General features: G+C 45.9%; 11 protein-coding genes. 6 read left to right on the top strand and 5 right to left on the bottom strand.

Annotated elements, in window-relative coordinates; all coding sequences use genetic code 11:
* The 6 genes from DQG23_RS14995 to DQG23_RS14970 all read left to right on the top strand — a co-directional run.
* On the top strand, positions 1–257 hold a 257-nt coding region (locus DQG23_RS14995; RefSeq protein ID WP_146762312.1), incomplete at its 5' end, for a phosphotransferase.
* Between the two features lie 251 nt (positions 258–508).
* Entirely contained in the window at positions 509–841 is a 333-nt protein-coding gene (locus DQG23_RS14990; RefSeq protein WP_113031659.1) for a hypothetical protein, read from the top strand.
* Positions 838–1,620 carry a hypothetical protein gene (locus tag DQG23_RS14985; RefSeq protein WP_113031658.1) on the top strand — a complete coding sequence of 261 codons (783 nt, stop codon included), beginning with the start codon at positions 838–840 and terminating at the stop codon, positions 1,618–1,620. Before DQG23_RS14990 ends, DQG23_RS14985 begins: the two co-directional genes overlap by 4 nt.
* A 418-nt stretch (positions 1,621–2,038) precedes the next feature.
* Positions 2,039–2,386: an aminoglycoside adenylyltransferase domain-containing protein gene (locus tag DQG23_RS43760; protein WP_113031657.1), complete on the top strand. Its 348-nt coding sequence runs from the start codon at positions 2,039–2,041 to the stop codon at positions 2,384–2,386.
* Positions 2,358–2,504: a hypothetical protein gene (locus DQG23_RS43755; RefSeq protein WP_113031656.1), complete on the top strand. Its 147-nt coding sequence runs from the start codon at positions 2,358–2,360 to the stop codon at positions 2,502–2,504. The genes DQG23_RS43760 and DQG23_RS43755 overlap by 29 nt, the downstream gene beginning before the upstream one ends.
* Positions 2,505–2,704: 200 nt before the next feature.
* Complete coding sequence (locus DQG23_RS14970) at positions 2,705–3,598, top strand: RNA polymerase sigma factor (RefSeq protein ID WP_158560517.1); 894 nt, start codon at positions 2,705–2,707, stop codon at positions 3,596–3,598.
* 54 nt (positions 3,599–3,652) lie between these two features.
* Here DQG23_RS14970 and DQG23_RS14965 read toward each other — a convergent pair whose 3' ends face one another.
* The 5 genes from DQG23_RS14965 to DQG23_RS14945 all read right to left on the bottom strand — a co-directional run bounded on the left by DQG23_RS14965 (position 3,653) and on the right by DQG23_RS14945 (position 15,821).
* Positions 3,653–6,238, bottom strand: a complete 2,586-nt coding sequence (locus DQG23_RS14965; protein ID WP_158560516.1) for a GH116 family glycosyl-hydrolase — start codon at positions 6,236–6,238, stop codon at positions 3,653–3,655.
* Between the two features lie 352 nt (positions 6,239–6,590).
* Positions 6,591–11,186 carry a CBM96 family carbohydrate-binding protein gene (locus DQG23_RS14960; RefSeq protein ID WP_475111003.1) on the bottom strand — a complete coding sequence of 1,532 codons (4,596 nt, stop codon included), beginning with the start codon at positions 11,184–11,186 and terminating at the stop codon, positions 6,591–6,593.
* Between the two features lie 273 nt (positions 11,187–11,459).
* The gene (locus tag DQG23_RS14955) at positions 11,460–13,091 is read right to left on the bottom strand and encodes a response regulator (protein WP_113031652.1); all 1,632 of its coding nucleotides are present in this window, start codon (positions 13,089–13,091) and stop codon (positions 11,460–11,462) included.
* A gap of 40 nt (positions 13,092–13,131) precedes the next feature.
* On the bottom strand, positions 13,132–14,895 hold the full coding sequence (locus DQG23_RS14950) for a sensor histidine kinase (RefSeq protein WP_113031651.1): 1,764 nt from the start codon (positions 14,893–14,895) through the stop codon (positions 13,132–13,134).
* Positions 14,896–14,990: 95 nt separating this feature from the next.
* Entirely contained in the window at positions 14,991–15,821 is an 831-nt protein-coding gene (locus DQG23_RS14945) for a carbohydrate ABC transporter permease (RefSeq protein WP_113031650.1), read from the bottom strand.
* Positions 15,822–15,833: the final 12 nt, after the last annotated feature.

Genomic DNA, 15,833 nt, shown 5'->3' with positions numbered 1-15,833 from the left:
CCGGCATCATTGATTGGGGCGATCTGAGCGTAGGCCATCCGGCTTGCGATTTGAGCGTTGCTTACAGTTTTTTACCACCGTACGCTCGCGGCGTGTTTTTCGAAACGTACGGAGTGGCGGACGAGGAAACGAAGCTGCTGGCGCGGCTGATAGCCGTATACATCCCTGTACTGATCTTGATGCAGGCGGTCGATGACGGGAATGAAGCGATTGCGACAGAGGCGAAATCCAACATCATGCGGGCACTGTCGGATTAGGCTCATATTTCGTTACGGCTAGGGGGCTGATGGCTAGGGACTAAATGCTTCAAGGGAAGCGATTGAAAGCGGCCCGGACGAAGAAGGAAGATTTTCACCATTTTCTAAGCTTTTTCTGCTGAACAACGGAACTTCGCAGGAGCTGTTAGATGAATATAATGTGCAAAAGCTATCCTCCACGGGACAACCTCTTTTTAGGCCTAAATCTGAGAAGTCTGTGATAAGCCCTCTGAGGGTAACCACCAAAACAGATGAATTGGACAGGGAACAAAACAGCCAATGGGAATTGGCCGGAGTTGGGGATTAGTGCAGTCCATAGGGTAAACGATATCAGCGGCGGCACCAGCAATGCTCCCGTTATTGCCTTTGGTACCGATTTAACTATTACTAACGTAGGTATTTGGCTGCCTGACGGTCATGACTACGAGGACCAATTTACTGTAGATTATAAAGGATCTGGTCCAACTAGGACAGACTATTGGGTAGGTATCTACTATCATAATGATACTGCCTCGGCAATTGCATATGCGTTATCAAAATTGATTTTACCTACTACCTTTACAAGTAAGGAGAAGCAACTTTGAAGAAGTACCTCGGCATAGCCTCTGCTATATTGATTACGAGTGTGTTCGTTTTTTTGTACGCTATGAAGATTGGTCCTTTCAACAACAGTTCTACCAACAAATCAGTAGAACCGGCTGCCTCAATAACCAGCGAGAAGACCGACGAGATAGACGAGAGCGATGAAAAAATAAGCGTAACCGCGATGGAAGCGCTGCTCCTTGGGTATGAAGAGGCAAAGAAACATACTGATGAAGAGCCATTACTTATACACTTGACAAGCACGGATGATGCGACTGTGCCACAGGAAAGAAACGATGGTGCTGACGGAAAAAGAAACACATGGAATCTTAGTTTTGGCAGTGAGAAAGGGAATTTTTCCATATCCATGAAGATCGACAATGGAAAAGTGATTCCGCAAAACGTGAGAACGGACGACAACAATTTACTAAGTAAAGGGCAGTATGCTATCTCTGATATTCATATTGATTCTCCTAAGGCCGTTAAACAAGCTATTGAAGAACTGGGGATGCGGTCTGGTGACCCTGAAATACCGGATGACTGGATCAAGGGGTATCATTTTACGATCGCCGGATATCTTACAGATCCCAACTCTTTCGAAAAGCATTGGCTTCTAAGAGTTATGGGCATCTCACCGAATTCTCCCAACAGTGAGAATGAAAGCTTGAGAATGAGCGTATTCTTTGATGTCAAAACAGGCGAAATGTTAAACGCCACCGAGATGACTGGTTATGACAAGGATGGAAATTCTAAGTGGAGGGATGTTGAGCCTAAGCATTGAGGATGTCAGGCAATAAGTGAATATCGGGCGCAACGAAGAATATTTGCGTTCTAAGAGAGTCTTACCTTATTGTTACAACAGAGTGATAAAAGACGGCAACTTGGAAGAGCAAGTTCAGGTGATATTGCAGAAGCATAATTGAAATGGATTAGTAGGTGAATTCCTAGGGATTAGGCTGGTGCACTGCAACAATGAGGAACTTGAAGATGGTAAACAAGCTGGCCGGCATGGCCAAGGAGTGGTGAGCACATTTTGAAACGAAAACTCCTTAAACATTTCCCTTTTTTGTACAAAACGCGTGTTGTCCAGCTCATTTTGAAACGACATCTTCAAAACACATTTTCCTTTACTAAGTTTGCAAAAGTATTTGCTTATCCCAACCTTTTGAATTTCATTACTCGGATTATCATAGAGAGAAATATACCGAACAAATGAGAATTATCTTTGTGGTGGAATCGAAGATAAAGATTTAGCTTCTCAAATTTTTGTTGCCTATGAGAGAGGAATAACTCTATATGGAATACCATTAAGTGAGCATTATGAACCTATCGAAAGTCGATATTACCTTGACTCTATTTTACACGATGTTCAAGGAGCTGCGGAGGAGATATTTTTCAATCCCCCTGAGTACCTCACCCCTATGTACCTAACCTTAAATCTCTGCCGAGTTCTTTATTATATGAAAGAAGGTAAGATATCTTCAAAGCGAGGAGGGCGGAGAATGGGGAGTAAAAAATGTGCCTCAAAGGTACCAGCAATTGGTTAAACATTGTCTAAATGATTTCAACGGAAAAACAGATAATATTGATTTTGATTACCAAAATTTCCGAGAATTTGTTGAATACATGATACAAGTAATAAAGCAAGACATATCATTACGCTAACGGGTACGATAGCTGAATAAATACATGACGGCAGCCGGCCAGAACGATCGGCTGCCGTTTCTCAACTATCGGGCAGATTAGTGCCAATGTTGCGCCATAATAAATATAAAGGGAAAATCGCCCAATTTATTGAAATGTTTACTTGGAGTTGCACGTTTTGGGTCCATTCATTCGTCTATATAGAGAAAGGTTGGATTAGAATGGAGCAAAGTTTAGATCGTGAAGAGGTAAGATTGGCCTCCAAGGGAGATACAGCAGCATTTGCTTCATTGGTTAGGAAGTACAAGAATGCTGTGATAGCTTCCTCTTTTCACCTCGTTGGTGATTTTTATCAAGCTCAAGATATAGCGCAAGAAGCTTTTGTTCGAGCTTGGCATCATCTTAATGACCTTAAGGAAGGAGATAAATTTGGGAATTGGCTGTATTCAATCACTAGACGCTTGTCAATTGACTGGCTGCGAAAGAATAAGAAGCTGAAAATGATGTCCTTAGAAGAAATTTCTTCATATAAAGACACGATGACAGTAGAGGATCGAATCATTGCACTTGAAAATCAATCCGAGGTGTGGAGAGCAGTAAACGAACTTGAGGAGCCCTATAGGATAGCCACGCTCATGTATTACATTAGCGGATTCACTTCAAATGAAATCAGCCGTTTTCTGGGTGTATCGAAAAACACAATCGAAAGCCGTATTCGCAGAGCAAGGACTAAAATGAAAAGGGAGCTGATCCAAATAGTGGAGACAACGCTAAATGAGCATAAAGTAGGGCAAGAATTTGAACAAGAGGTCATCCATCGAGTGTCAGAAGTAGCTTGTATTAATCTTCCAGTTAGTAACATTGAGGTCTCTACAAAATGGTATGTGGATCATCTGGGGAGCTCGATACTGCGAGAGCCTCAGCGATTTTCCGATGGAAATGCCAACTCGTTAATTAGGTTAGGGAAAACCGGACCCTTTCTTTTCTTGGTGAAGTTGAAATTGAGAAGAGAGAGAAAACAAACCAAACAACTTCTTATTATTCTTAATTACATATGTATAAAATACGGGTTTTGTGAATATGTATACGGTGTTGAGCGACAATGCGCGCGCTAAAATCAAAAACCCGCAAAAATTGCGGGTTTGAATCGGGCTATGTTCAAAATTCGATCAAGTTGTAATCGTAATCGTTTCATTAACTTTTAAATTGATAACTTCGTCCAGATAAATAACATTACCTTCCCGAACATAAGAAATCGTCTTTCCTGCTGCGGTGACGCTACTTACCTCTTTGCCATCGAGTAAATCGGAGCGGAACTTGCTCAAACCGATTCGACCGTATTTAACGGCCAGCTCCAATTTACCCTTGTGATGAGTAAATTGCCCCCATCCTTCATTCAATGACCAAAAGGCCGCGAACTTTTCACGACTGACAACTGGATTAAAGCCGATATACCGTTCAGTCATATCGTATTCAAAACCGCTTAAAGCAAGTAACAACGAATAAGAAGCCATTGATCTAACGTAATTACTCCCGCATTCGAATTCATTCCAAGGATTTCTGCGCTCCCCGTCATAACGATGGCGAACCGCTTTCACACACTCTAATCCTTCATCGATTAAGCCTTCATAAATCATTTGGCAAGCCGACTGGTATTCGAAACCGTTCATACACTCATCCGCATAGGGCACTGGCACCTTTGGGCTATTGCCTTTTGGCCATGTGCTAATCAACAGCCCCTGTTCGTCGTTTAAACCGTAAATTCGGCAAGCGTTCGGATAATCCCGTAAACACGTGATAAAATTATATTTATAGATCGACTCGACGGCTTTGCGCACTTTTTGCCGGTCAAAAATGTAACCCAGCCCAATAACATGGGCATGCCATTGTCCTAATACCTGATCGATATGACATCCTTCACCGATCTGATATTTAATTTCACCGAGTTCAGGATCGATCGGAAATCGAGTGTCTTGCAAATCGATTTTTTGGTGGAAATACTCTCCGTTGAACAAATTTTCATCCATCCATTTTCGGCCTTTTTCATACATTTCCCGATACTTTACACCGGATTCGTCGCCAAGAGCTTCCGCCATTAGTGAAGCTGCAAGCAAAGCTCCATGATACATTCCTGTAATATATGAGTTCGGACCGTAGATTTCTACGTCAAGCGTATGATGCTGCTCGCCTTCCATCACACCATCTTCGTCGCGATCCCACCAGTCTTCATTCGTCGAATCCCAGGCATATTCCAAGGCTTTCTTTACTTCAGGCCAGATCCTCTTTAGCCACTCCGTATCACCAGAAATTTTCCATTCCCGGTACACTTTCATGATGCCACCCATTTGACCGTCTGCTGCAGCACGTTTCTTACCAGTTTTATGCGATTCGTCCGTCGTTGTTCGTTCGGGAGGCAGCATTAAGCGAAACGCCATTTCCCCATTGGGAAACTGTGCGGAAGTGTAGTCGATGTCTCGCATCGAACGGGCCAACACTGGAAACAAGAAAGGAGTTACCTGTTCGTAATTCCATACATGAGTGCAGGATCCTTCGCACGAACCTTCATCCGTATGACATCCTTCGAACCCGTACAGCGTTCCATCGGGTAGTCGAAGCACAGTCGGTGATTTCAAAATCGAAATGTTTGCGGAAATTGCATCCAGTACATAGTCTGGAATACTGGACTGAAACAGCAATTGTTTAAACAAACTCGTTTCCGTACATAAGCGTTCATAATTTGCAAAAATATATCGCGACGTTTCAGTAGAATCAGCAAACAATAAACTATAATAATTTTTCCAACTTGGCAATGCACAACCTGCCTCATGACAACCTCCAGGATTCCAATAATTCACATAGTTTGGAATGTTCCATGAGATAACAAATGTGAATTTCCCTTTTTCACCCGGTGCAAGTGATTTATGATTGCTAAGTAAACATACGTCACGCCGTTTCTGATGTGCCATTTCATCGTCCAAATTACGATCGGACGGATAAAATCTTTCTTGAAACATGCCCGGAGTAGTGAAGTCCTTCCAGAAAACAGTCAGATTATCGAACCAGCCCCCCCGATACCAATAACTCTGGTAACTGATGTTTTCTCCATCTGTACTTAACGTTATATCCCCGTATTCCGGATCGTCATCCTTGTAGAAATTGGAATGCAGTTTAAAACCTTTGTACGAGTTTTGATCAAAATAAGTGTTTACCGCCCCTCTTTTAAACGGATTTGATACATTTCCAACTAAACTGATATCGAGATGTTCAAGCGTTCGGTTACACACTTCAAAAGTAAAGATCGCTGCGGGTAATGACGAATCTTTATCGTTTAGAGGAATCAACGGGTTAAACGCTGTTAATTTCACATCGACCGGATCTCCCTCGTCATCATAAACGATTTCAGCGAAAGGAAATTCTCCTTTGAATGACGTGTTACTGAAGTGAGGAAATCCTGACATATTTTCTCTTCGCGGCCCATAACCGTACCCTTCATACTTCCCCCTTCCTTCCCCCATAAATGAAGGCAGTTGGTCGCCATGGAGCACTTTTGCCAATTTCACTTCACCTTTCGATTCCACTTTGATGGCAAAAAATGAAAAGCCATTATGACTCATTTTATTTGGCCGGTTAAATATTTCCCAGTCTATAAGTCTCCCATTGCCTGCCAATCCTATACTTCCACTGCCGATTCCACCAAGCGGGAAGGAGATTTCTTTCGTACGGTAGCTGTCGTAATTAAAATATTTGTTTGTCATATCCGGTACCTCCATCAGAATTTTTTATCGAATTATCACCAAGATTTCATCCGTGAGCGGGTATATTTCCCTTTTGTTTGGTTTTGAAAAGCACTCTCCGCTTTGCAGCGAAATGCCTCCACCGCTTCACGGAATACGGGACTCTGAGCATTCTTATTGGTTTATCAATTATTTTACCTAGTAGACGATCATCAAGGAATGAGGGAAATCAAGCGACCTAGTGAGAGAAAACGACTTTATTCAAAAGAACAGCCGCTCGGGAATGGCTGGAATCGAAAAGACCTGGAACGCATATGCGCGAACCAAGTCTTTTTTATTCCAATCTGATGAATGACCTTTTACTGCGTAATGATCATGAGAGGACGGTTGGCAGCCGTCGTTTGTTCTTTANGATCGGCGAATAAACACCAATACTGATTTTTTTATCGGTGAACAAAGCATTGTTAACCTGCGTCGTTACGTCGATCTCAATTGGCGTTCCGACGGCCATCGATGACCAACTTGCCAGAAGAGTGCCTGCAGCGGGTCTATTGTTCCATATGAGCGTCGTCTCTCCCCAAGTGTTATCAGTGATAGAATAAGCACGGTTCGTTGTGCTTGTCGATCCGACGCCTACGGGAACCAACCTGATTTTGGCGCTCTGTACCGTCCCTGTCAACGAGGACAAATCAAAGCGAAGGAACGATTCGCGGTTCACGCCTGACGTGCTTTTTTTGGTAACAAGCCCCGTATCCGCACCATAATTCGTAGTCGGGGTTCCGTCGCGTACAAAAGCATCCGCCTCCGGCAGGAGCGTAATCACAATGATCGGGATTGCGCTTTTTTCATTCGAATTTACACTTTCACCAGTTGTACTGTAGGCGGATACGGCAAAATAGTAGGTCAAGCCGTTCGTTAATCCGGTAACCGTTCCATTTAGCGCCAAGCCCATATCCACAACGTTCGTATAGCTGCCTGGTACGGTACCGTACTTGACTTTATAACCTGTCGCTCCTTCGGCCTGCGACCACGATAATGAGACTTGTTCGCTCGCTATTGGGTCAGTGTTGATTAAGGTTGGCGCTGCAGGTACGATAGGCTCAGCTTGAGTGATGATCAATTGAGGACGGTTGGCAGCCGTCGTTTGCTCTTTGGAGCCATAGATGATATCCCCGGCTGCACCGACGTCGATCGGCGAATAAACACCAATACTGATTTTTTTATCGGTGAACAAAGCATTGTTAACCTGCGTCGTTACGTCGATCTCAATTGGCGTTCCGACGGCCATCGATGACCAACTTGCCAGAAGAGTGCCTGCAGCGGGTCTATTGTTCCATATGAGCGTCGTCTCTCCCCAAGTGTTATCAGTGATAGAATAGGCACGGTTCGTTGTGCTTGACGATCCTACGCCTACGGGAACCAACCTTATTTTGGCGCTCTGTACCGTCCCCGTCAACGAGGACAAATCGAAGCGAAGGAACGATTCGCGGTTCACGCCTGACGTATTCTTTTTTGTTACAAGCATCGGATCTGTTCCATAATTCGTGGTTGGGGTTCCGTCGCGTACAAAAGCATCCGCCTCCGGCTGGATCATCATATTCATGTATGCGTTTTTCTCATTCGAATCTCCACTTTCACCAGCCGCGCTGTAGGCAGATACGGCAAAATAGTAGGTCAAACCGTACGTTAATCCGGTAACCGATCCATTTAGCGCCAAGCCCATGTCCACAACGTTCGTATAGCTGCCTGGTGCGGTACCGTATTTGACATTATAACCTGTCGCTCCTTCGGCCTGCGACCACGCTAATGAGATTTGTCCGCTCGCTACGGGTTCAGCGCTGATTAAGGTTGGTGCTGCAGGTACGATAGGCTCCGCCTGCGTCATGATCAAGAGAGGACGATTGGCAGCCGTCGTTTGCTCTTTGGAGCCATAGATGATATCCCCGGCTGCACCGACGTCGATCGGCGAATAAACACCAATACTGATTTTTTTATCGGTGAACAAAGCATTGTTAACCTGCGTCGTTACGTCGATCTCAATTGGCGTTCCGACGGCCATCGATGACCAACTTGCCAGAAGAGTTCCTGCAGCGGGTCTATTGTTCCATATGAGCGTCGTCTCTCCCCAAGTGTTATCGGTGATGGAATAGGCACGGTTCGTTGTGCTTGATGATCCGACGCCTACGGGAATCAACCTGATTTTGGCGCTCTGTACCGTACCTGTTAACGAGGACAAATCGAAGCGAAGGTACGACTCGCGGTTAACGCCGGACGTATTCTTTTTCGTAACAAGCGTCGGATCTGTTCCATAATTCGTAATTGGGGTTCCGTCGCGAACAAAAGCATCCGCCTCCGGCAGGAGCGTAATCATAATGATCGGGTCTGCGCTTTTCTCATTCGAATTTCCACTTTCACCGGCCGCGCTGTAGGAGACTACGGCAAAATAGTAGGTCAAGCCGTTCGTTAACCCAGTAACTGTTCCATTTGTCGCCAAGCCCATGTCCACAACGTTCGTATAGCTGCCTGGTGCGGTACCGTACTTGACTTTATACCCTGCCGCTCCTTCGGCCTGCGACCACGCCAATGAGATTTGTCCGCTCACGATTGGGTCAGCGCTGATTAAGGTTGGCGCTGCGGGAGTGGTTGCCGCCCCAATATTGAATCGGGCATGAATTGTCTTCCCTTTGCTGCCGTTTACATTGACGGAAAACTTAATAGTTGGGCTGAGCTGCGTTACTGTAATGTTTGGATCGGCGAAGAGAACGCCCGACGAGCTGCTGTTGATTTCAAAGTTGACGCTCTCTGTATTGGCCTGTGTTGGATCCGACACGTAAATATCCACCGCATCAACTGTTTCTTTAAGCAAGACGGAAGCTTTATTGTCGCTGGTAATGGATCCGACCGTTTTCGTCATTGTATTCCAGAAGTTCACGGCAAGAAGATGCAATGAATTTTCTTGAACAGCCTGCGCGTCGGTCGAATTTTCGACGATCGTAAAATCTGGATCGCTAGCAAATGAAGCCGTTTCTGCGGCCAAATAATTCGGAAGGACGGCGTATGCATAGGTAGTGTCCGTTGGATCAATCCCATGATCAAACCAGAACGTTTCGAAGTTGTTTGAAGTCAACGCTGAACTGGAGCTGCTTTGAATGCTCCTCCAGGACCCTGTGCGGGTTTCCCGGACTCCCTTCAGGGTCGCGCCTCCAGGGAAATAATAACCGAAATTCGATCCCGGGACATTGCCCTCCAGATTTAGCCAATTAACGCCGGAATACGTCTGTATTCCTCCTGTTAATGAGGTCGATTGCGACGTACCGTCTACGATGAATGCATTGTTGCCGCTTGCATTCAGTTTCCGATTGTCGACGATCGTTTCGATTCCCCTCCCGGACGTACTTGTAATACCGGCTCCGAGAGCCACGACCTCGTCATCGAATAAGAACCACGACTTTTTCCCCGTTAAGCTGCTATTGTATGCGTTCCACTGCATCCCTACAGCGCCATATGTTCCGTCGGATACACCTCCTACCCAATCATGGCTTGTGGTTATGCTTTGGCCGGCTGCATTTGCTAACGTTCCAACATCCACGGTTGTTCCTGGCAGACGATAAGGATTCACGGTCGGCCAATAATTGTCGTTATACTGGCTGGAATCCGCCGTATAAACATATGTAGCGCCGTCTCCCATGTGCCATCCGTGCAGGTTATCGCCGTTTAACGATTCATAGCGGGAAATACGGCTTGACGACATGGCAATCCCGAAGCCGAAGCCAGGACGCAAATGGACGACACGATCCGAGTCCGGGAAAATCTTGTTTTTGACCAGTTCGCCTCTCGACACTACACTTGGATCATTCATTAGTAATGTTTTTGCCATCACGATATAGAAAATTGGGCTTTGCTGCATAAAATTGAGATACGTATCGGCAGTGATCCAATATTTGACCATGCTTTTGTACGCATTAGCGTCCGAAGAGGGAGCAAAAGTGCTAAGGAGCATGATAGCCCGAAGCGCAACATGACCATATTGATGATCATTTGCACCGCTGTACGAAATGGTGCGTCCGCGTGCCATATCCATCAGGGCACCGTTATAAATGTATGGCTCGTAAGCATCATAAACCCACTTATATACGTTGGACGCATTTGGATCCGTAATCTCCCATGTGGAGCCGCTCAATAAATACATCATTTGTACGATCAGCGATAAAAAGGTTGTCCCGTAATTGCCGTTATACGGATGATTGGTATGCATAATAAAGGAACCGTCCGGATGCATACCGGCCCCACCGTTCACATACTTGAAGACGTTGCTGGCACCATTAGTCCTTGTCGACAAGGTTGTCGAGTCGCTAAGACCGTCACGTCCTAGGGCAACTTTGGCGGCATCCTTGACAATAATGCCGCGCAGGGCAACTACCCAGCTCTTCTCGACGCGATTCGCGCCGTTGGCCGTAGCTCCGTTCGTACGGTTCGGGTCCGGTGCAAAACGATTCACCGCATTCATATAATTCGTGATCTGTGTCGGCGTCAGATCGTCATACATCAGCACGACTGCATCTTCCAGATTTTGCGGTCCGGACATTTCCCAGTGATACCAGTTATTATAAGGAGATGTTGCTTCATTATATCGGTTGGAATACATCCAATCTAGCGCATCGATAATATCTGTTTTTAACGATGCATTGTGATAGAGCGGATTGTACCCAGCAGAGCTTGCACTTGATGCACCTGGTGTTTGATAGGCAAGCGCCATCGCCCGAATGCGGCGAAAATCGTTCACGATATTCGCCGATACCGTCGTACCTCTCAAATCCGTCCATAAACAAGCACATGATGTCCGGCTTGTTCCTGTTTGTAACGTATCCCAATAGCCGGTGGAAGAACTGTTCTGCACTTCACTTACAACATTGCCGATTTGCGCGGCGATATCCGGGTCGTTTGCATCGGCCGCGCCGCCCGTGAGCATATCGCTCCACTTTTGTCTTAATACATCAAATTCATCCGCAGCGAAAGTCTTCGGTGGATTGACAGAGGCAAAAAAAGAAAACAGCAAAACAAACGTAAGGGAAATAATAGATATTTTACGTAAGCCGATCAAAATATTATCCTCCTTCACAAGAATATCTAAGTATAAGAAAGATTCGACGAATCCGCCAACCTTGTAACCGGTTACATCATGATTATGACGTAAATATTCCTTTCAAGGTATGCCGTAATTCGACTACGTTTATGCTAGTATTCACTCCTCTTGAGCCCGTCCTGCATACTGCTGCCGGAACTCAGATGGTGTCAATCCCGTATGTTTTCTGAACAAATCGCTGAAATACCTTCGTCCCAGGTATCCTAACAACTCTGAAACTTCTTGTACGGGAATGCCATCAATGAGCAATCTTTTGGCTTGTTCGATGCGCTCTTGCGTAACAAACTGATTGAAGGTCGCCCCTGTTATTTTCTTGAACAGATTGGCGTAGTAACTTTCACTCAAGTGAACCCGTTTGGCGCAATGCGCCACGGTCAAATCTGCATGCAGGTTATTACGAATATACTTTACGGTTTGATCGATGATCTGAGCTGCCTCATTCCGGTAAATCGATTCGATCCGCTCGCAGCCCTTTACGCAAATATCGAAGATCTGTGCTTTTAAACCTGCAAACGAAGTCGTATTGGAGCGGACTTCCTGCAGCTTATGTTCAAAAGTTGCAACCTCTTCGAGCGGAAGCTTCTCTTGCAACGTTCGGAGCATCATAAATCCCAGCTCGCAACAGATATTAACCAACTTAGCAGGCTCGGGAAGAGGATCCAAGATCGAGAGACGGGCAAACATGCTTTCAAGCAGCGATACAGCCCTTTGCTTATTGCCCGAACGGATAGCTAAGGATAGTTCCTGCTCTTCTTCGCGCGAGTACAGCGTCAAATACCGTTTCGTACTCATTGCATCGCGAAATGAGAAAACTCCATTTCCACCCGTATAGAAATGAAAGGAAAGCGCCGCAAGCCCCCCCACATACGATTCAGATAATTCATGAATGTGCTCCACTTCTCTGCCTAACCCGATCGATACGGTATAGCGGGTAAAGCGGTTGACATGTTCCCTGCATAATTCTCCCAAAGCGGATATATCGATAACTTCGGAGACATTAAATACAGCCACGAAACGATTCCAAGATTCGCGAAAGACGACCCCTTTCGTATGTTCGAGTATCGTCTCTTCCACAATGCTTTGCAGCGCGTAACGCGTCAGTTCGATTTCGCGGATCGAGAAGGACTTGCACTCATCGCCGAATCGATCGATTTCCAGTACCATAACCGCGAGATGTTCCGGCTCCAAATCGACTTGCAAAAATTCCAACCTGTTGCGGGAGCTGTCCCGGTCTGCTTGATGACGGATGAGCAGCTGAAAATACTCCTGCCGCAGTACCGGCATACTTTGCTTGATCCTCTGTTCCATTTGCTCAAACTTGACAGACTTTTGGCGCTCATCCTGCAAAACTTGCTTCGCTTCCAATACCGCGTCTTCGATTTGCCTGAGCGAGAAAGGCTTTGTAATGATATCGAGTGCCCCAAGCCGAAGCGCCTGCTGCGCATATTCGAAATCGGTAAAACCGGTGATCAGAAGTACTTTGCTTTTCGGGAGCAACTGCTTGACCCGCTGCGTAAGCGCGATGCCGTCCAGCTTCGGCATGCGGATGTCCGTCAAAATAATATCCGGCTTGCAGGATTCGATCAACCGCATGCCGTCTTCACCGTTTTGGGCCTTCCCGCAAATCGTAATGCCGTGACGCTCCCAGTCGATTTGCGTCGCAATTCCTTCCGTCACGCTTCGAATATCATCAATCAGGATCATTGTCATATTGTCCCGAAGCTCTTCCATCCCAATCACCCTCTGTAAATTGTCAAGCGGAGTACTCTTCCTAATCTGCTTGGACAGGCACGATAATCGATATTGTCATGCCGATGCCGGCCGTACTCGTCATGGTCAGCTCCGCCTCCTGACCGTACTCCAGAAGAAGGCGCTGTCTGATATTATCCAGCGCGTACCCTTTCATGGAAGAAGTCGCGGTTATCGGACGCATCCCTTCCATTTCAGGGCTCATGCCGCTGCCATTATCCTCCACAACCATCCGAATATGAGTTCCCTCCCTCGTGACCTTTATTGAAATGATTCCGCCTTCATTTCGGTCTTTGAATCCGTGTAAAATGGCATTCTCGGCGAGGGGCTGCAACAAAATTTTCAAAATCGGGTGCTTCATATCGATTTCTTCCGCCACATCGATCCGATACTCGAACAAGTTTTCATAGCACTGTTGTTGAATAATCAAATATTGTTCGACATGGTTAAGTTCATTTTCGAGGGTAGTCATTTCCCGTCCTTTATTAAGGCCAAGCTGGAACAGCCGGGAAAGCGAGAGAACCATTTCCTGCACATCGTCAAGCTGCTTCATTTGGCTCTTCCAGTAAATCGTATTCAATGTGTTATAAAGAAAATGAGGATCAATCTGCGCCTGCAGCGCTTTGATTTCCGATTTGCGCTTTTGCTTTTCGGCATCCATTACTCGCTCAAACGAAAGCTCGACTTCCTCAAGCATGCGGTTGAACCGGTAGCCCAACTGCGCAATTTCATCCTGCCAAGGACTTTCATATCGGACGCTTAAGTCATTTTGCTCGACCTTTATCATGACTCGCTGCAAATCCTTAATCGGCTTCAACAAGAGCCTAACAAGCAATTGTGTAATGGTGTAACAAGCAATTAAGCAGCCTGCGATAATCAAGAGAATCGCATATTTCAAGTCGTCAGTTTGTTTCAGCAATTCCGATCTAGGAATGACGCTGAATAAAACCCAATCGCTCACGGCATTTAATCTTTTGTAGTTTACATTTACGGCCTGTTCTGCGAGGTTAGTGTCAAACTTTCCGTCGTCACCACTAAGCGCTTCCTGAAATTTACTATTTTCGATTAGCTCTCGAAATAATTTCGGATCGCCTCGCAGCACTTCTTTCCGATCTTGGGAAACAAGAAAAATTCGCCCTTCTATCCCATTCAAATTCTGAAGGAGATATTGCTTTAAGGATTCTTCCTTGATATTGACAACAAGGTAATCTTCTTTGGTCACGTCATTCATAACGCCCTCCGTCATGAACGAAACAACTGCCCGCCCGTCACTGAAAAACAGGTCGTCATGTCCTTCTACCCATATTTCGCGGTGTACTCCGGTGCTTTGAAGGAAACGTTTGTGCAAATCGGAATTGACGAACATCTGTCCCTGTTTCCGAAGTTGTGATATTAGGTAATAGTCGCCTTGCGGCGTACTCAATAAGACAGTGTCGATTAGTGGCTCGATCAGCTTCAGTTGCACGAAAGTCGACTGCAACGTGGACTGACGCGTATAATAATCGCTGTATTCCGAGCTATTGTCCAACCCAAGCGCACGGCGGTAATCCGTGTTCAGCATCATGGAGAAGATCGACGTTTTTACCTTGTTCAGTTTCTCATCCAACGCTTGGGACGTTTTGTTCAGCGTCTCCTGGCTGAAGCGGTATGCATTTTGTTCCGTCGTGCCGACGGCAATCCGATAGGTAAGAATACCGATAACAGCAATCGCTAGCGTAACGACCAACGAAACGCATAGATAAACACGCATGCGGAACGATAGCCGATGGTAGACTCTCGTTTTCAATCGCACTACTCCTGTCTGGTGAGGTTTCGATACGGTTATGCTACCATAATTTAACCTCTTTCGTCATGAATTGAAGATACCGCAACGGGTTACCGTTACCCTTTTATTGCACCGACATTCATTTGCATAAACGTTTTGTTTGCCATAAGGTAGACGATCAACATCGGAATCATCGAGATACAGGCCCCGGCCAGCATATAATGGCTATTCATCGCCCCGCCGAAGCCATATCGCAGGTTTGCAAGACCGACAGTAAGCGGCTGCAGCTTAGGCTGCGACATTGTAAAAACAAGCGGCAACAAATAATTATTCCAGCCGCTCCGAAATGCGAACAAGGAGACGACGCCGATTGCGGGCAAAGATAGCGGTAAAATGATGCGGGCGTATATATAGAAGAAGCTTGCTCCATCCATCATGGCCGCCTCATCCAGATCTTTGGAAATACCCTTGATAAAAGCAAACAAGATGAAAAAAGTCGTTCCTCCTGATGCTGTCATCATGATGATCAAACCGAACAATGATTTTTGAAGACCCAGCGATACCATGAGTTCAAACGCCGGTTTCATCGTGATGGCGCCTAAGTGGATGAACATCATGAAGGAATAGACGGCAAGCAGCGGCTTACGACCTGGAAACTGCCTGCGGGCGACGGCATAGGCAGCCAGAGAGCAAACCAGGACCGTCGTCACCGTCGAGCTAACGCTGTAAATCAGGCTGTTCCAGATATAACGGGAAAATTTCGCTTCAACCCAGGTATGGGTGTAGTTCTTCAACTGCCAAGCTTGTGGCAAGATCGTCGTTCCAGCCGTCAGTTCCTGATTGGTTTTGAACGACCCCAGCATGGCCATGACAAGCGGAAACAAGATCAGTACCGCCACTCCGAGCAGAAACACCCAGACAGCGGTTTTTCTGAATACTTGATGCATTAACGAATCACC

It is taken from the genome of Paenibacillus contaminans, assembly GCF_003285015.1.
Lineage (GTDB): Bacteria > Bacillota > Bacilli > Paenibacillales > NBRC-103111 > Paenibacillus_V > Paenibacillus_V contaminans.
Note: the sequence above shows the minus strand (reverse complement) of the source record. Positions and strands in the feature narration are given on the sequence as shown.

What these genes read in the sequence shown, in the direction of transcription:
- DQG23_RS14965 (WP_158560516.1), bottom strand. Translation starts at nt 6,238, where the DNA reads ATGACAAACAAATATTTTAATTACGACAGCTACCGTACGAAAGAAATC.
- DQG23_RS14945 (WP_113031650.1), bottom strand. Translation starts at nt 15,821, where the DNA reads ATGCATCAAGTATTCAGAAAAACCGCTGTCTGGGTGTTTCTGCTCGGA.
- DQG23_RS14955 (WP_113031652.1), bottom strand. Translation starts at nt 13,091, where the DNA reads ATGGAAGAGCTTCGGGACAATATGACAATGATCCTGATTGATGATATT.
- DQG23_RS14990 (WP_113031659.1), top strand. Translation starts at nt 509, where the DNA reads ATGAATTGGACAGGGAACAAAACAGCCAATGGGAATTGGCCGGAGTTG.
- DQG23_RS14970 (WP_158560517.1), top strand. Translation starts at nt 2,705, where the DNA reads ATGGAGCAAAGTTTAGATCGTGAAGAGGTAAGATTGGCCTCCAAGGGA.